Annotated in this window: 12 protein-coding genes and 1 pseudogene; 8 read left to right on the forward strand and 5 right to left on the reverse strand. The window is 73.9% G+C overall.

The features are described from left to right. Window positions 1-93 precede the first annotated feature (93 nt). Window positions 94-1,365, forward strand: coding sequence for an MFS transporter (locus HDA43_RS27695; RefSeq protein WP_179826869.1), 1,272 nt, complete (start codon window positions 94-96; stop codon window positions 1,363-1,365). Window positions 1,366-1,518: 153 nt separating this feature from the next. On the opposite strand, the gene HDA43_RS27700 is transcribed toward HDA43_RS27695, so the two are convergent. Next, complete coding sequence (locus HDA43_RS27700; RefSeq protein WP_179826870.1) at window positions 1,519-2,073, reverse strand: pyridoxamine 5'-phosphate oxidase family protein; 555 nt, start codon at window positions 2,071-2,073, stop codon at window positions 1,519-1,521. Window positions 2,074-2,209: 136 nt separating this feature from the next. On the opposite strand from HDA43_RS27700, the gene HDA43_RS27705 reads away from it, so the two are divergent. Beyond that, complete coding sequence (locus tag HDA43_RS27705; protein ID WP_179826872.1) at window positions 2,210-5,140, forward strand: ATP-binding protein; 2,931 nt, start codon at window positions 2,210-2,212, stop codon at window positions 5,138-5,140. A gap of 120 nt (window positions 5,141-5,260) precedes the next feature. Here the strand turns inward: HDA43_RS27705 and HDA43_RS27710 are convergent, their stop codons facing one another. After that, entirely contained in the window at window positions 5,261-5,656 is a 396-nt protein-coding gene (locus HDA43_RS27710) for an iron chaperone (protein WP_376770532.1), read from the reverse strand. A gap of 599 nt (window positions 5,657-6,255) precedes the next feature. Here HDA43_RS27710 and HDA43_RS27715 point away from each other — a divergent pair. The 3 genes from HDA43_RS27715 to HDA43_RS27725 are packed head-to-tail and all read left to right on the forward strand — an operon-like array spanning window position 6,256 to window position 9,395. Then, window positions 6,256-7,536 carry an extracellular solute-binding protein gene (locus HDA43_RS27715; protein ID WP_376770527.1) on the forward strand — a complete coding sequence of 427 codons (1,281 nt, stop codon included), beginning with the start codon at window positions 6,256-6,258 and terminating at the stop codon, window positions 7,534-7,536. Further along, window positions 7,537-8,547 carry a carbohydrate ABC transporter permease gene (locus HDA43_RS27720; RefSeq protein WP_179826878.1) on the forward strand — a complete coding sequence of 337 codons (1,011 nt, stop codon included), beginning with the start codon at window positions 7,537-7,539 and terminating at the stop codon, window positions 8,545-8,547. Continuing rightward, window positions 8,544-9,395: a carbohydrate ABC transporter permease gene (locus tag HDA43_RS27725; RefSeq protein ID WP_179826880.1), complete on the forward strand. Its 852-nt coding sequence runs from the start codon at window positions 8,544-8,546 to the stop codon at window positions 9,393-9,395. Before HDA43_RS27720 ends, HDA43_RS27725 begins: the two co-directional genes overlap by 4 nt. 117 nt (window positions 9,396-9,512) lie before the next feature. On the opposite strand, the gene HDA43_RS27730 is transcribed toward HDA43_RS27725, so the two are convergent. Then, window positions 9,513-10,535, reverse strand: a complete 1,023-nt coding sequence (locus HDA43_RS27730; RefSeq protein ID WP_179826882.1) for a LacI family DNA-binding transcriptional regulator — start codon at window positions 10,533-10,535, stop codon at window positions 9,513-9,515. Between the two features lie 202 nt (window positions 10,536-10,737). Between HDA43_RS27730 and HDA43_RS27735 the strand changes: the two genes are divergently transcribed. After that, window positions 10,738-12,111, forward strand: coding sequence for a glycoside hydrolase family 5 protein (locus tag HDA43_RS27735; RefSeq protein ID WP_179826884.1), 1,374 nt, complete (start codon window positions 10,738-10,740; stop codon window positions 12,109-12,111). Then, window positions 12,108-13,718: a glycoside hydrolase family 43 protein gene (locus tag HDA43_RS27740; protein ID WP_179826885.1), complete on the forward strand. Its 1,611-nt coding sequence runs from the start codon at window positions 12,108-12,110 to the stop codon at window positions 13,716-13,718. The genes HDA43_RS27735 and HDA43_RS27740 overlap by 4 nt, the downstream gene beginning before the upstream one ends. A 130-nt stretch (window positions 13,719-13,848) precedes the next feature. Here HDA43_RS27740 and HDA43_RS27745 read toward each other — a convergent pair whose 3' ends face one another. Then, a complete protein-coding gene (locus tag HDA43_RS27745; protein ID WP_179826886.1) occupies window positions 13,849-14,646 on the reverse strand; it encodes an SDR family NAD(P)-dependent oxidoreductase in 798 nt (265 codons plus the stop codon). 211 nt (window positions 14,647-14,857) lie between these two features. Here HDA43_RS27745 and HDA43_RS35470 point away from each other — a divergent pair. After that, window positions 14,858-15,709, forward strand: a pseudogene (locus tag HDA43_RS35470) (DMT family transporter); the annotation flags it as partial. Window positions 15,710-15,863: 154 nt separating this feature from the next. Here the strand turns inward: HDA43_RS35470 and HDA43_RS35475 are convergent. Further along, the gene (locus HDA43_RS35475; protein ID WP_312873575.1) at window positions 15,864-16,466 is read right to left on the reverse strand and encodes a TetR/AcrR family transcriptional regulator; all 603 of its coding nucleotides are present in this window, start codon (window positions 16,464-16,466) and stop codon (window positions 15,864-15,866) included. Between the last annotated feature and the right edge of the window lie 95 nt (window positions 16,467-16,561).

A 16,561-nucleotide genomic window follows, 5' to 3' on the forward strand; every position in this document is an offset into this window, starting at 1 on the left:
CGGCGGGGGCTGTTGCGGGAGAGGAGGGCGGCGTAACATCCGAGCACCCCTCATGTTGAGGGTGCCCGGTCGTGATCGCGAGGTGCGAGCCGTATGAGCGCTGTCCAACCCGTCCCCGAGGTCCCGGCCGCGCTCGCCGAGCCGGTACGCAGGGTCGGGCCGTGGTGGGTCGCCGGCATCTCGCTGGCCAACCTCGCTCTCTGGATGGGCTACTCCGGGCCGCTCCAGATGCTGCTGCCCATGCAGATGGCGCAGGTCGCGCCGGACGGCAAGGAGACGGCGCTGGCGCTGGTCACCGGCGTCGGAGCCGCGGTGGCGATGCTGTTCAACCCGGTCGCCGGGGCGCTGTCCGACCGTACGACCGGGCGGTTCGGCCGCCGGCACCCCTGGACGCTGGCCGGCGCGCTGGCCGGGGCCGCGGGGCTGGCGCTGCTGGCCGGGCAGGACACCGTCGCCGGCGTGGCGGTCTGCTGGTGCCTGGCCCAGGCCGGGCTCAACGCGATGCAGGCGTCGCTCAGCGCCGGGGTGCCCGACCACGTGCCGGTGCGCCAGCGGGGCGAGGTGTCGGGCTGGGTCGGCATACCGCAGGCGCTGGGCGTGGTGCTGGGGGTGGGACTCGTCATCGCCGTGGCCGCCACCGTCGAGTCCGGCTACCTGATGATCGCCGTTCTGATCCCCCTCTGCGTGCTGCCCTTCGTGTTCACCACCGCCGACCCGCCGCTGGCCACCGCGCCCCGGTTCGACACGCGGGCCTTTCTGCGGAGCTTCCGGATCAGTCCCCGGGCCCACCCCGACTTCTTCTGGGCCTGGCTGACCCGGTTCCTGATGCAGCTCGGCAACGCGATCGCCACGCTCTACCTGCTGTACTTCCTCGCCGACGCGGTCGGCTACGAGCGGATCTTCCCCGGGGAGAAGGCCGAGGACGGCCTGCTCGTGCTGATCCTCATCTACACCGTGGCCGTGGTCGCCACCACCGTCGTCGCCGGTATCGTCTCCGACCGGCTCGCCCGCCGCCGGTTCCTGGTCACGGTCTCGGGCCTGATCAGCGCGGTCCCGGCGGTCCTGCTCGCGTTCCGCCCGACCTGGTCGGCGGCCCTGGTCGCCGCCGCGATCCTCGGCGTGGGTTTCGGCGTCTTCCTGTCGGTCGACAACGCCCTGGTCACCGAGGTGCTGCCCGCCGCCGACGGGCGGGCCAGGGACCTCGGCGTCATCAACATCGCCAACTCCGGCCCGCAGGTCCTCGGGCCGGTCATCGCCGGCCCGATCGTGGCGGGCGCCGGCGGCTACCCGGCCCTCTACCTGGCCTCCGCGGCGCTGACGCTCCTCGGCGCGGTCCTGGTCCGGAAGATCCGCTCCGTCCCCTGACCCGCCCCGCCTCCGCCTCCGCCTCCGCCCCCCCCGTCCAGTCCCGCCCCGCCCTGCCCTGGCACGCTCCGTTCCCTGTTCCGCTCCGCCTCCGTCCCGCGTCCACTCCTGACCGGCTTCGCTCCCCGGTCCGCCCGCCCGCCGGGGCGTCGGTCAGGCCAGCCAGCGGCCGTCGCGCATCAGCTCGCGGCCGGCCAGCTCGTCCGCCTCACGCCACGCCTGGACGCGGCGCGGGGTGATGCGGAACCAGCGGTACGGCGTGGCCGACACGCGCGGGTCGAACCCGGTGCGCTCGGCGAACCGGTCGCCCCGCTCCCGCGGCAGCTCGTCGATCTCCAGGACCTCGACCTCGCCGTCGATCATGGTCACGTCGCGGGTGAGGCCGAGCCCCAGCCGGACGACCCGGGTGGCCGCCAGGTTCCTGCCGGTCGGGCTGTCCGCCGGGGTGGCCGCCAGCAGCGCCTCCCCGTCCCGGTCGAAGGACAGCGGCACCAGGTACGGCACGCCGTCGGCCGAGGCGGTGGCCACCCAGACGTCGACGTCATGGTCGAGCCGGTGCTCGGTGTCACGGCGGCGCCGGGCGCGGGAGCGGGGTCCGGCGCTCGCCGGGTGGCGGTCGGGGGCGTCGCGCGCGGGCTCCCCGGCCGTCGCCGTACCGGTCGCGGGACGCGGCGCCGTACCGGTCACCGGGGTGGGAGAGCTGGTCATGGTCACTCCTGTCGTCGCGGATCACGATCGGCCGGGGGTGTTCCGCCGGGGCCGATCACCGTGGTCACAGCCTCTCCCGGCCGGGGCGCGGGCCGCCTCCGTACCGACCACGGAACCCGGTACGGATAATGGTGCGATGCCCGGTCCAGTCATCCCGGCTCCGGCCGTCTCGGCTCGCGAGGCCGAAGTGCTCACGCTGCTCGGCGAGCACCTCAGCAACGCGGAGATCGCCGCGCGGCTGTTCATCTCCGTGCGGACGGCCGAGTCGCACGTCTCCTCGCTGCTGCGCAAGCTGGGACTGCCGGACCGGCGGGCGCTCGCCCGGCACGCGGCCGAGCTCGCCCGAACCGAGGAGCCGCGCCCGGCGCCCGCCCTGCCGGCACCGCTGACGGCGTTCATCGGCCGGGCCCGGGAACGCGGTGAACTGGCCGAGGCGGTGACGTCGCACCGGCTGGTGACCGTGACCGGCCCGGGAGGTGTGGGCAAGACGCGCCTCGCGCTCGCGGTGGCCGCGGACGTGGCCGGCGACTTCCCCGACGGGGTGTGGTTCGTGGACCTGGTCCCGGCCACCGAGCCGGGCCGGGTGGCGACGGCGGTCGCGGCGGCCGTGGGCGTGGGCGAGCAGCCCGGACGCGGCATCGACGACGCGGTGCCTGCCGCGCTGGCGGACCGCCGGGCGTTGCTGGTGCTGGACAACTGCGAGCAGGTGCGCGACGGGGTGGCGCCGTTCCTGGAGCGGCTGCTGGCGGCCTGCCCGCGGCTGCGGGTGCTCGTGACGAGCCGGGTCCGGCTGACGGTGCCGTTCGAGCGGGTGTTCCCGGTCCCGCCGCTGTCGCGGGCCGGCGGCGACAACTCCGAGGCGGTGGCCCTGTTCCTGGACCGGGCGGCGGCCGCCGGGCGGCTGCCGGGCCCGGAGGTGGGCGAGGGGGCCGTGGCCGTCTGCGAACGGCTCGGCGGCATGGCGCTGGCGATCGAGCTGGCGGCGGCGCGGTGCTCCACGCTCGGGCTGGACGGCCTCGTGGCCGGGCTCTCCGACCAGCTGCGGATCCTCGCCGGAGGGCCCCGCGCGAACGACAGGCACAGGTCGGTGCGGGCGGTGCTGGACTGGAGCCACGACCTGCTGGAGCCGCCGGACCAGGCACTGCTGCGCCGGGTGGCGGTGTTCGTCGCGCCGTTCACCGCCGACGCGGCCGCCGGGATCGCCGGGTTCGCCCCGCTGGACCGGGACGGGGTCGTCGACGGGCTCGGCAGGCTCGCCGAGCACAGCCTCCTCGCCGTGACGCCGTCCGCGACCGGCACCCGGTACCAGGCGCTGGAGACCATCCGCCAGTACGGGACGGAACGGCTCACCGGCGCCGGTGAGCTGATGGACGTCCGGTCCCGGCATCTGAGCTGGTGCCTGGCCGGTGCGGACGCCCTCGCGGGGGCCGGCGGCGCGGACTGGCGCGCCCGGTTCGACGCGGTGGCCGAGGACATGCGGGCCGCCCTCGCCTGGGCCGCCGAGCGGCCGGAGCGCCGCGCGGACGCCCATCGGCTCGCCCTGTCCCTGGCCGGTCTGGCCTTCACCCGCAACCTCCTCGGCGAGGCCCAGCAGCGGCTGGAGCAGGCGGCCCGGCTCGCCGCCGACGCCGCCGCCGACAGCGGCACCGGCATCGATGCCGACGCCGCGGCCGTGGCGCTGCGGCAGGCCGCCGCGGTGGCCGGGTGCCGGGGGCTCGGCGACGACATGTTCCGCCTGCACCGCGCCGCCGCGGAGGCCGCCCGCCGGGCCGGGGACACCGTCGGCGCCGGCCGTGACCTGGCCACCGCCGCCACCGTCGCGTACCGCTTCTCCAGCTCGTTCACCCGGGTCCCCTCCGCGGAGGAGGCGGCCGTCCTCCTCGCGGAGGCGCGGAAGCTGGCCGGCGACGCCCCGGCCGCCGAGGCGGCCGTCGCGCTGGCCGAGGCGGCCGTGGTCGCGGACGCGTTCGGCGCCGTCCAGGGGGACACGGACAACACCGCGCGGGAGACGATCGGGTTCGCCGAACGGGCGGTCGAGCTCGCCCGGCGCGCGGGCGACCCGGTGGCGGAGTCCGCCGCCCTCGACGCGCTCTCCGGCGCCCGGAGCTGGGCCGGCGAGCCCTTCGCCGCCGCGGCCGCCGCCCGGCGCCGGATCGACGTCCTGACCTCCGCGCCGCCTTCCCCCGCCGGTTCGTACGAACCGCCGCCTTTCCCCGCCGGCCCGCACGAACCGCCGCCTTTCCCGGCCGGCTCGCGTGAGCTGATCGACGCCCCGGCCGGCACGCACGAGATGATCGACGCCCTCGCCATGGCCGCCGGGACCGCCCTCGGCGTCGGCGCGCTGCCGGAGGCCCGCCGGTGGGGCGGGCGGCTCGCCGGTCACCCGCTGCTGGCCGAGGCGGGCCACCACGCCACGTCCTGGCTCCTGGTCGCCGACGCGCTCACCGGCGACGCCGGCGAGGTGCTCGCCGGCAGCGTGCGGTTCCTCGACGCGTGGGAGCGGAGCGGCCGCGGGCGGTCGTTCTCCCTCGGCCCCGCCGCCGCGTCGGTCGCGATGATCCACGGCCTGAGCGGCGATCACGACGCCCGGAGGACCTGGCTCGCGATCGTGGACGAGGCGGGCACCGGGCCGGAGCACCGCCGGGGCTACGGCGCGGTCTTCGACGCCACGGTCCTGCTCCACCACGGAGACGCGGACGCGGCGCTGGAGCGGGTCGCGCCAGAGCCGGAGCAGGTGTGGAAGTGGGTCTCCTGGATCTGGCTCCACTGGTACGCGGGGCTCCGGGCGGAGGCGGCGGTGCTCGCCGGACACCCGGACGCCCGGGACCGGATCGCCTCGGCCCGGATCGTGGCCGCCGGAAACCCGGTCGTCTCGGCCCAGGTGGACCGGGCGGAGGCGCTGCTCGACGGCGATCCGCCCCGGCAGCTCGCCGCCGCCGCGGCGTTCGAGGCGGCCGGCTGCCGCTACCAGGCGGCGCGCACGCTGGTGCTCGCCGGGGGCGAGCACGCCGCCGCCGGGGAGACCGCGCTGGCCGGTCTCGGCCTCGCGCCCGGGGCCGCCCGGTAGGAGGCAGCACCGCGGCGCGTCCGCCCCGGCGGCGGGTGCGGGCCGTGCGGGCCGTTCGGACCGGGAAGCGCGGGCCGGGGCGCCGGTCCGGCGTACCCGGCCGCCCAACGGGGACGGGCCTCAGCTCACCGCCTGCTTCACCAGCGCGGCGATCCGCTCCTCCACCTCGGGCGTCACCTCGGTCAGGGCGAAGGCGACCGGCCACATCGTGCCCTCGTCCAGGCTCGCCACGTCGCTGAACCCGAGCGTCGCGTAGCGCGTCTTGAACTTCCCCGCGTTCTGGAAGTGGCAGACGACCTTGCCGTCCAGCGCGTAGGCGGGCATGCCGTACCAGAGCCTCGGCTCAAGGGCCGGGGCGGTGGCCCGGATGACGGCGTGCACCCGCTCGGCCATGATCCGGTCCGAGTCCTCCATCTCGGCGATCTTCGCGAGCACGTCCCGCTCCGCCTCCGCCGCCTTCTCCTCCCGCGAGGCGCGCCGCGCCGCCTTCTTCCGCTCCTGGGCGTGGTCCTTCATCGCGGCCCGCTCCTCGGCGGTGAAGCCCTCATAGGTGCTGTTCTCGTTGTCGGCCACGGCCATCACTCCTGTCGGTATAGGTGGACGATCGGATGGAACGTCCCGCCTGTCCGATCGCCGTGGTCACAGCATCCCGCATCCGGGACGCGGGCCGCCTCCGTAGTGGCTACGGATAACGGGTCGGTACCGGCTCCGCACCCGCCGGGCCGCGACGCGACCGCGGCCCGGCGGAGGTGGGACCGGCTCCTGGTGATCCGTCTTTGAAACTTTCATGGCCTCCCCGGGGTTTTCGGCCCCCGTGGCCGGAGCCGTCCTCCCGGGGAGCCGCGGGGAAGGGCCCTGAGCTGGGAGGCCGTACGGCGCCGCGAATCCGTCCCGCGGCGGTGCGGAGATGGCCCATAACGTCTCGACAACGACCGTTGATCCGTTCGTCACGCCGATGTAACGTCGGCGCCGCCCCAGAAAATATCGGGCAAGCATCGAAACTTTCAGCAACAGTGGTGCGGCGGTGGCGCCGGGCGGGTCCGTCCGGCGCCGGCCAGGTCCGGAGCCCCCGCACGACCCCCGGAGAGACGAGGAAGGGAACCACTGTGATGTCGTTGGGACGGCGAAGCGCGGCAGCCCTGGTCGCGGCCACGCTCCTCCTCGGAGGATGCGGCGGCGGAGGCGACGGGGAGCCGAAGGCCGCCTCCGGGAGCGGGGGGAAGGTCACGGTCGAGTGGTGGAACATCGGGACCACCGAACCGCTGAAGTCCTTCCTGGCGCGCATGGCCACCGAGTACCAGAAGCAGCACCCGAACGTCGTCATCAAGAACCTCCCCATCGAGAACGAGGCGTTCAAGGCCCGGATGACGACGCTGAACCAGTCGGGCAAGACGCCCGACCTCTTCACCACCTGGGGCGGCGGCGTCCTGAAGCAGCAGGTGGACGCCGGGCTGGTCAAGGACCTGAGCGCCGACGCCTCGTCCTGGATGGGCTCGTTCACCCCGGCCGCGCTGCAGCCGTACCAGGTCGACGGGAAGACCTACGCCATCCCGGCGGACATCGGCATGGTCGGCTTCTGGTACAACAAGGCGCTGTTCGCCAAGGCGGGCGTCACCGAGCCGCCCGCCACCTGGTCGGCCTACGTCGACACCGTCAAGAAGCTCAAGGCGGCCGGCATCACCCCGATCGCCCTGGCCGGCAAGGAGAAGTGGCCCGGCCACTACTACTGGGCCTACCTCGCCATGCGGATCGGCGGCCTGGCCGCCCTGCAGCAGGCGGCGACCGACCACGACTTCACCAAGCCCCCCTTCGTGGAGGCCGGCCGGCGCCTGAAGGAGCTCGCCGACCTCGACCCGTTCCAGAAGGGCTTCCTCGGCGCCGCGTACAACACCCCCGACGGCCAGGCCGCGCTCGTCGGCAACGGCAAGGCGGCGATGGAGCTGATGGGCCAGTGGGCGCCGTCGGTGGAGAACGAGGCGGGCAAGGGCCTCGGTGACGACCTCGGCTTCTTCCCCTTCCCGGCCGTCGAGGGCGGCGCGGGCAAGGCGACGGACGCCTTCGGCGGCGGCGGCGGGTACGCCATCGGCGCGGACGCGCCCGCCGAGGCGCTCGACTTCCTGAAGTTCATGTCCGAGCCGAAGAACCACCGCGACGTGGTGGCGTCCGGGGCGGTCCTGCCGGTGCTGAAGGGCGTCGAGGACGCCGTCAAGGACCCGAACCTGGCGACGGTGGCCAGGGCGCTGTCGTCGGCGAGCGGCTTCCAGCTCTACCTCGACCAGGCCTACCCGCCGGCCGTCGGGCAGGAGGTCAACGACAGCGTCGCCGAGCTGATCGCGGGCAAGAAGACGCCCGAGCAGGTCGCGCAGGCCATCACCGAGACGGCGAAGTCCGAGTAGATGAGGGCGGCGCAAGACACCTCCCGGCTCGCGTCCCCGCCAGGGGAGCGGCGGGCGCCGTCCCCGGCCGCCCCGGCGGCCGGGGCGGCGGCGCCCCGGCCGTCGCGCGGGCACCGGCTACGGGGCCGGCTGACGATCGCGGCGTTCCTGCTCCCGGCCCTGCTGCTGTTCGGCCTGCTGGTCCTGGCCCCGATCCTCGTGGCGGTCTACACGAGCGTCTTCAAGTGGAACGGCCTGCGCGGCCTCCCGGACGACTTCATCGGGACGGCCAACTTCGAGCGGATGTTCGCCGACGAGGTCTTCCTCGGCGACCTGTGGCGCGGCGCGGTGCTGATCGTCCTGTCGCTGGCGGTCCAGCTCCCGTTCGCCCTCGGCGTCGCCATGCTGCTCAACCAGCGCATGCGCGGCCGGGCCGTCTACCGGATGATCTTCTTCGCCCCGTACATCCTCTCCGAGGTGATCACCGGGGTGCTGTTCTCGATGATCCTGTCGCCGGACGGCGGCCTGGCGAACCTCGTGCTGGGGACGGTGGGGCTGGAGTCGGACTGGCTCTCCGACCCGTCCACCGTCATGCCGTCCCTCTTCCTGGTGATGACCTGGAAGTACTTCGGCTTCCACATGATCCTCTACCTGACCGGCCGCCAGGGCATCCCGCACGAGGTGACCGAGGCGGCGCAGATCGACGGCGCGGGGAGCTGGCAGGTGTTCCGGTACGTCACGCTGCCGCTGCTCGGGCCGACGATCCGGATCAGCGTCTTCCTGTCCGTCATCGGGGCGATCCAGTTGTTCGACCTGGTCTGGGTCCTCACCGGCGGGGGACCGGCCCACTCCTCCGAGACCATGGCCGTCACGATGTTCCAGTTCGGCTTCAAGCGCTACCAGGTCGGCTACGCCAACGCGATCAGCGTCGTGATGTTCGCGGTCAGCCTCGTCTTCGCACTCGTCTACCAGCGGTACGTCATGCGCCGCGACACCGAGGGAGCCATCACCGCCATGCGGAGCCAGCGTTGAACCGGCGACCCGCCCCCTCCCGCGCCGGAGCCCGGCCACGGTCCCTGGGGCTGCACGTCATCGCCGTGACGGTCGGGGCGTTCGTCATCGTGCCGATCGCCTTCGGCCTGCTCGGCGGGTTCAAGGACGCCGTCCAGCTGTCCACCGACCCCGTCGGCCTGCCGTCGCCGTGGGTCTTCTCCAACTACGCCGACGTCCTGGCCGCCCCGTCGTTCTGGCGCCAGCTCGGCAACAGCGTCCTCATCGCGCTGGCCACGACGCTCGTGGTCGTCGGCGTGTCGGCGCTGGCCGCCTTCGTCTTCGCCCGGTTCGCCTTCCGGGGGCGGGAACTGTTCTTCACGATCTTCACGGTCGGGCTGATGTTCCCGTTCGCGGTGGCGATCCTGCCGCTGTTCGTCCTGCTGCGGGCCGCCGGCCTGCTGGACAACCCGCTGGGGGTCGTGCTGCCGCAGGCCGCCTTCGGCCTGCCGATGACGATCATCATCCTGCGCGGCTTCTTCCGGGGCATCCCGGGGGAGATCGAGGAGGCGGCGACGCTCGACGGGTGCGGCGCGTTCGGCTTCTTCTGGAAGATCCTGCTGCCGATGGCCCGCCCGGCGCTGGCGACCGTGTCGGTGCTCGCGGTCGTGGGGAGCTGGAACAACTTCATGCTGCCGCTGGTCGTCTTCAACGACCCCTCCTGGTGGACCCTCCCGCTCGGCGTCCAGCAGTTCCAGGGGCAGTACGCCACCGAGTGGGCGCGCGTCCTGGCCTACGTCACCGTCGCGATGGTGCCGGCGCTGGCGTTCTACGCCCTGGCCGAGCGCCGGCTCGTCAGCGGCCTGACCGCCGGCGCGATGAAGGGCTGACGGCCGGTGGATCTGGGACACGGCACCCTCGCGGGCGCCCCGGGACGGACGGAACCGGAGTACGGCGCGGCCCCCGCGGCCCCCGTGGCCCCGGGAAACGGTGTTCCCGCGGGCGCCTCAGCCCCGCCCGGCCCGGGGCGGCGCGGTGCTCTCGCGCACGACGAGCTCGGTGGCCAGCTCCACGCGCCGGGCCTGCGACGGCTCGCCCCGCCCCATGGCCAGGACCATCCGGGTGGCCGCGGCCGCCATGTCCTGAAGGGGCTGGCGGACGGTGGTCAGCGGCGGCCAGGCCGAGCGCGCCAGCGGCAGGTCGTCGAAGCCGACCACGCTGAGGTCGTCCGGGACGCGCAGGCCGCGCCGCCGGGCGGCCTCGAACACCCCGAACGCCTGCATGTCACTGCCGGCGAAGATGGCGGTGGGCGGATCGTCCAGGGACAGCAGCGCGTGCCCGTGGTCGCGGCCGGAGTCGACCAGGAAGTCGCCGTGGCGGATCAGCTCCGGCGCGACGGTCACGCCCGCGGTCTCCAGCGCCGCGCGGTAGCCGTCGATCCTGGCCCGGCTGCACAGCATGTCGGCCGGTCCGCCGATCATCCCGATCCTGCGGTGCCCCAGCTCCAGCAGGTGCCGGGTGGCGGCCAGCCCGCCGTTCCAGTTGGTCGCGCCGACCGAGGTGACGCCCGGCGCGGGCTCGCCCTCCGGGTCGACGACGGCGAACGGCGTCGCGCGGGCGTTGAGCTGCCCCTGCAGCGTGGCGGACAGCTTGGAGGCGACGACGACCACGCCGTCGGTACGGCGGGCCGCGATGCGCTCCAGCCAGTCACGGCCGGGACCGGCGTGCGTGTGCAGCACCGAGACCACGATGCCGGCGTCGGCCTCGCGGGCGGCCGTCTCGGCGCCCCGGACGATCTCCATCGCCCACGGGCTCTCGATCTCGGAGAAGACCAGGTCGATCAGCCCGGCCGGCCCGTCGCTCTGGCTGACGCGCCGCCGGTAGCCGTGTTTGTGCAGCAGCCGTTCGACCCGCCGCCGGGTCTCGGCGGCGACCTCCGGCCGGCCGTTGATGACCTTGGACACCGTGGGAACGGAAACCCCCGCCTCCTCGGCGATGAGGGCGATCGTCACCCGCCTCTTCGCTGGCATGCCCAGGAGTGTAGCCGAAACCTTTCGGCTCGCCGCCCGCCCGGTGCGCCATGCCCGCGGCTCCACCCGAACGGATCAGTCGAGTGATATGCGTGTTCCGCGTATCGCCCGGCTCCGAAAACTTCAATTTCTACATGAAAGTTTCAAAGAACCGCTTTCGGCGCCCGCTCGGCGGACGGCGACCGTCGCACAAGGAGAATCCATGACCCTGCGTGTCTCCGGATCCCGGCTCGTCGACCCGGAGGGCGCCGCGGTACGGCTGCGCGGCGTCGGCCTCGGGGGCTGGCTGAACATGGAGAACTTCATCACCGGCTACCCCTCCACCGAGTCGGAGATGCGCCGCGCGGTGGGCGAGGCGCTGGGGGAGGACCGGGCCGAGCTGTTCTTCGACCGGCTGCTGACCTCCTTCTTCGGTCCCGGCGACGCCGCGCTGCTGGCCTCCCTCGGCGTCAACTGCGTGCGCATCCCGGTGAACTACCGCCACCTGGAGTCCGACGACCGCCCGATGGAGGTCGCCGAGCGGGGATTCCGCCACCTCGACCGCGTCGTCGACCTGCTCGGCGAGCACGGCATCTACAGCGTCATCGACCTGCACGCGCTGCCCGGGGCGCAGAACCAGCACTGGCACTCCGACAACCCCACCCACGTCGCGTCGTTCTGGCGGCACCGGCACTTCCAGGACCGGGTGGTGCACCTGTGGGAGGTGATCGCCGACCGCTACCGCGACCACCGGTGGGTGGCCGGCTACAACCCGGTCAACGAGCCCGCCGATCCCACGGGAACGGTCGTCGGGCCGTTCTACGACCGCCTGGTCAAGGCCGTCCGCGCGGTCGACCCCGGCCACGTGCTGTTCCTCGACGGCAACACCTACTCCACCGACTTCTCCGTCTTCCGCGAGGTCTACGAGAACACCGTCTTCGTCTGCCACGACTACGCCCTGGCCGGGTTCGCGCACGGCGGGCCGTACCCCGGCCACACCCGTGGAGAGTGGGTGGACCGCGAGCAGCTGGAGCGGACCTTCGAGCGGCGCACCGCCTTCCAGCGCCAGACCGGCACGCCGCTGTGGGTGGGGGAGTTCGGCCCCGTCTACACCGGCGACCCCGCCGTGGACGGGCAGCGGTACCAGATCCTGCGCGACCAGCTCGACATCTACGACGCCCACGAGGCCGGCTGGTCCCTGTGGACCTACAAGGACGTCGGGCTCCAGGGGCTGGTGTACGCCGCGGGTCCCTACATGGAGCGGTTCGGGCCGTTCATCGCGAAGAAGACGCGGCTCGGCGCCGACCGGTGGGGCTCCACCATGGAGGAGTCCGCCGACATCCTGGCGCCGCTGCACGCGCTCCTGGAGACCGAGTTCCCCGGCTGGGACCCCTACCCGTGGGGCGCCCGGTACCAGGCCGACGACCTCATCCGGCACATCCTCATCGCCCAGGCCATGCTGCCGGAGTACGCCTCGCTGTTCCGCGGCCTGTCCGACGAGGAGCTGATCGCGCTGGCAGACTCCTTCGCGCTGCCGGCCTGCGCCCGCCGCGAACCCCTGCTCGAACTGCTCGCCGCCAACCTGGCGGCCCGGTGACGGCGGGCGTCCCGGGCACGGAGGGCACGGCGGGCGTCCCGGGCACGGAGGGCGTCCCCGGCGCGGCGGCCGCGGGGAGGACGTTCGCCAACCCGATCCTCCCCGGCTGCCACCCCGACCCCTCGATCTGCCGGGTAGGCGACGACTACTACCTGGTCACGTCGAGCTTCGAGTGGTTCCCCGGGGTGCCGGTGTTCCACAGCCGGGACCTGGTGCACTGGCGGCCGCTGGGCCACGTCTTGGACCGCCCCTCCCAGCTCCCGCTCGACGGGACCAAGCCCAGCGGCGGGATCTACGCCCCGACGCTCCGGCACCACGAGGGCGTCTTCTACATGATCACGACGCTGGTCGACGGGCCGCCGGAGGCCGGCCTGGAGAACTTCGTGGTCACCGCGACGGACCCGGCGGGCCCGTGGAGCGAGCCGTACCCGCTGGACCTGCCTCGGGCCTTCGACCCGTCGCTGTTCTTCGACGACGACGGGACCGCCTGGGTCACCGCGACCCGCCCCACGAACGACCTCGGCCACACGGAGATCTTCCTGCGCCGGCTCGACCTCGGCACGATGACCCTCACCGGCGAGGAGACCGTGCTGTGGGACGGCGCGCTCAAGGACGCCGTCTGGGCCGAGGGCCCGCACCTGTACAAGATCGACGGGTACTACCACCTGTTGATCGCCGAGGGCGGGACCGCGCACGACCACGCCGTGACCGTCGCCCGCTCGGACGACGTCGCAGGGCCGTACCGCGGCAACCCCCGCAACCCGATCCTCACCCACCGCCACCTGGGCCTCGACCACCCGATCGTCGGGACCGGCCACGGCGACCTCGTGCGGACCGCCGCCGGCGAGTGGTGGATGGTGCTGCTGGCGATGCGCCCCTACGGCGGATACCACTACAACCTGGGCCGGGAGACCTTCCTGACCCGGGTGCGCTGGGAGGACGGCTGGCCGCTCGCCGAGCAGGTCGAACCCGCGGCGGCCGCGCCGGACCTGCCCGAGCACCGCTGGCCCGCCGAACCCGCCTGCGACAACTTCGACGCGGAACGGCTCGCGCCGTGCTGGAACCACCTGCGCACCCCGCGCGAGCCGTACTGGAGCCTGACCGAGCGGCCCGGCCACCTGAGGCTGTGGCCGGGCCCGCGGACCCTCGCCGAGCGGGCCGCGCCGAGCCTGGTGGCGCGCAGGCAGTGTCACCGCGACTTCGCCGCGCACGCCGCCCTCGACTTCACCCCGGCCGGGGACGGGTGCGCGGGCCTGGTGCTGGTGCAGAACGACGACTTCCACATCCGCTACGTCCTGTCGGCGCGCGGCCTGGAGGTGGTCCGCCGGCACGCCGGCGCCGACGAGGTGCTCGCCGCCGCCCCGGTGCCCGGCGGCAGGCTGTTCCTCGGGGTGGAGGCGAGGGGCCAGGAGTACCGGATGCGCTACGCCACGACCCCCGGGCGGTGGCTGCCCCTCGGCGGCGCGGTGGACGGGCGGGTGCTCAGCACGACCGTCGCGGGCGGCTTCACCGGCGCCTACATCGGCATGTACGCCGCGGGCGGACCGGAGGCGGGCCGGAATCCGGCGGACTTCGACTGGTTCGAGTATCTCCCCCTGACCCCGTGAATCCGCGGGGCCCTCGAACCCGTGAGCCCCGAACCCTCGAAGCCGGCTGAGGCGGTACCCGATGTGACAGGGAACAGCCGATTCCCGGTCGCATCGCAGGAGCGCCGCATGGCGACGGACCGGGCGGCCGTCAGCCGCGCAGCAGGCGGCGGACGCCGAGCGAGGCCGCCCGGACCGCGAGCGCGGGCGAGAGCCGGGTCAGGAGCCAGGCCGTACGGCCCGACGCCGGGGCCACGATGAGCGCCCGGTCACGGGCGATGCCCCGCATGACGTCGCGGGCCAGCGTCTCCGCCGGGTAGAGGAAGGGCGCCACCAGCTCCGCCGAGCGCCGGGCGTTCGCGCTGACCGCGGTCTGCGGCAGGCCCGGGTTGACGCGGTCGTACAGCGGGGTGTCGGTGAAACCCGGGCAGACCGCGTGCACCTTCACCCCGTGCGCCGCCGCCTCGGCCCGCAGCGCGAGCGACAATCCGACCACCCCGTGCTTGGCCGTGGTGTAGGGCAGCATCAGCGGCGCGGGGAACACCCCCGCCACGGACGCGGTGTTGACGATGCGGCCGAACCCCTGCTCGATCATGACCGGGTAGGCGGCGTGGACGCCGTGGACCACCCCGCGCAGGTTCACGTCGATCACGCGGTTCCAGTGGTCGAGACCGAACTCCTCGGCGGCGCCGCCGACCGCGATCCCGGCGTTGTTGAACATGAAGTCCAGCCGGCCGTGGCCGGCCCGGACCTTCGCCACCAGGTCCCGGACCGCGTCCGCGTCGGTGACGTCCAGCGCCGCCCCGGCGCAGCCCAGCTCGGCGGCGGCACGCCCGGCTCCCTCGCCGTCCGAGTCGGCGACCACCACGTGGACGCCGTGCCCGCGCAGCTCGCGGGCGAGGGCCAGCCCGATGCCGGAGGCGCCCCCGGTCACGATCGCCGTCTTCATGAACCAGCCTCCCAGCGTCTCCGGCCGTCTCCCGGCGCCCTCCGGGCCCTACCCGGCAAGCGGACGGAACACCCGTAACCCTCCAAAAACCTCAGTCTGGGGTGCCAGGTGTCTCACACCGGTAGAACGGCCTTCCTCAGAGGAGTATTCGGGCCACTCCGATTCACCCGGTGACGTCCTTGTCGCCGAGCGTGATGGAATCCTTCCGGGTATGACAGCGGTGTCCGCTCCCCGTCCCCTCCTGGGAACCGTTTTCCTGTTGTTCGTCAGCGCGGCCTGGGGCTCGGCCTTTCCGCTGATGAAGGACCTCATCACCCGCGTGCCCGTGGCCGACCTGCTCACCGAGCGGTACGGCATCGCCACGCTCGTCCTCGTCGCGATCCGCCCCGGCTGCCTGCGGAGGCTGCCGGAGCGGACGTGGCTGACCGGAGCCCTGCTCGGCCTGCTGTTCGGCGTCGGCCAGACCGCCCAGGCGGTCGCCCTGCACGACCTGCCCTCCTCGGTCTCGGGCTTCGCCGTCGGCTCCTACGTGGTGATCACCCCCATCCTCGGACTGATCCTGACCGGCGCCCGGATCACCGGCCGCACCTGGGTCGCGGTGGCGCTCGCGACGGCCGCGATGGCGGCCTTCACGCTGCTGAAGGAGGCCGAGGGCGGCGACGTCTCACTGCCCGCGCTGGCCGTCACGCTGCTGTCGGCCGTGCTGTACGCGGCGCACACGCTGGTGCTGGGCGGCTACGCCGACGCCCGCCGCGACGCCTACCCGATCGCGGTGATCCAGCTCGGCACCATCGCGCTCATGACCGGCATCCTCGCCGTGCCGGACGGCCTCACCCTGCCCGCCACCCCGGCCGACTGGGCGGTCCTGGGCCACCTGTCGGTCGTCGCCTGCGCCCTGGGCTTCCTGGCCCGCTCCTTCGGGCAGCTCCACGTGCCGCCGGTGCCCGCCGCGGTGATCCTGTCGGCCCAGCCGCTCTGGGTCACCGCCCTGGCCGTCGCGGCGTACGGCGAGCCGCTCACCGGCACCTTCCTGGTCGGCGGCGGGCTCATCGCCCTGGCCATGCTCATGGTCGTGCTGCCCGGTGGACGGTGGTCACGCGGCGGACGGCGGTCACCTGGCGGGAAGCGACCACCCGGCGGGCGGCGGTCACCCGGAGGACGGTGGTGGCCCGGCGGACGGCGGTCGCCGGGCGGGCGGTGGTGGCCCGGCGGACGGCTCAGCACAGCGCGCCACGCGGCAGACCCAGCTCCAGTTCGGCGGACGCGCGGACGAGCTCTGCCAGCCGGGCCCGGGTCAGCAGTCGCCGATGCGCGGTCACCTGGGCGGCCAGGCCGTCGACGAGCGCGATGATCCGCCAGACCGCGCCGTCGGGATCGGCGCAGTCGAAGGCGCCGGTCCCGACCCCCTCGTCGACGACCGAGCGCAGCGCCCGCCGCCAGCGCAGGCCGGTCTCCCGGCAGATCGCCTCCAGGTCGGCGTCGCGCACCGACTCGGCGCGGGCGTCGATCCACAGCGTCCACGAGGTGGGCCGGCCGCCGGGGGAGTAGAGGGCGAGCAGGGCGCGCAGCCGCTCCGGCGGTGAGCCGCCCGACGCCTCCATCCGCTCCAGGGCCGCGAGGTCGCGCTCGGCCGCGTAGGCGAGGGCCTGCGCGAGCATCTTCTCCCTCGTCTCGAAGTGGTAGAACAGCAGCGCCTGGCTGACCCCCGCGGCCCGCGCGATGTCGGCCGTACGCGTGTGCCCGAACCCCCGGGCGGCGATCACACCGCAGGCCGCGCGGAGCAGGTCGTCACGCCGCAGACGCCCGAATCCCCGTGCCACATCGGAACCCTAGCCGCTCCCCGTCCCGCCTTTCCGGTTTCGCCGGACACCACCGTGCGCATCTCTACTACGAACGGGACAAGAGGGGCGCTCGC

The sequence above is a fragment of the Streptosporangium sandarakinum genome (genome assembly GCF_013409935.1).
Taxonomy (GTDB): domain Bacteria; phylum Actinomycetota; class Actinomycetes; order Streptosporangiales; family Streptosporangiaceae; genus Streptosporangium; species Streptosporangium nondiastaticum.

Bases quoted from the DNA above. Each gene is read 5' to 3' on its own strand.
- HDA43_RS27695 (WP_179826869.1), top strand. From the start codon at position 94: ATGAGCGCTGTCCAACCCGTCCCCGAGGTCCCGGCCGCGCTCGCCGAG.
- HDA43_RS27700 (WP_179826870.1), bottom strand. From the start codon at position 2,073: ATGACCAGCTCTCCCACCCCGGTGACCGGTACGGCGCCGCGTCCCGCG.
- HDA43_RS27705 (WP_179826872.1), top strand. From the start codon at position 2,210: ATGCCCGGTCCAGTCATCCCGGCTCCGGCCGTCTCGGCTCGCGAGGCC.
- HDA43_RS27710 (WP_376770532.1), bottom strand. From the start codon at position 5,656: ATGAAGGACCACGCCCAGGAGCGGAAGAAGGCGGCGCGGCGCGCCTCG.
- HDA43_RS27720 (WP_179826878.1), top strand. From the start codon at position 7,537: ATGAGGGCGGCGCAAGACACCTCCCGGCTCGCGTCCCCGCCAGGGGAG.
- HDA43_RS27730 (WP_179826882.1), bottom strand. From the start codon at position 10,535: ATGCCAGCGAAGAGGCGGGTGACGATCGCCCTCATCGCCGAGGAGGCG.
- HDA43_RS27735 (WP_179826884.1), top strand. From the start codon at position 10,738: ATGACCCTGCGTGTCTCCGGATCCCGGCTCGTCGACCCGGAGGGCGCC.
- HDA43_RS27745 (WP_179826886.1), bottom strand. From the start codon at position 14,646: ATGAAGACGGCGATCGTGACCGGGGGCGCCTCCGGCATCGGGCTGGCC.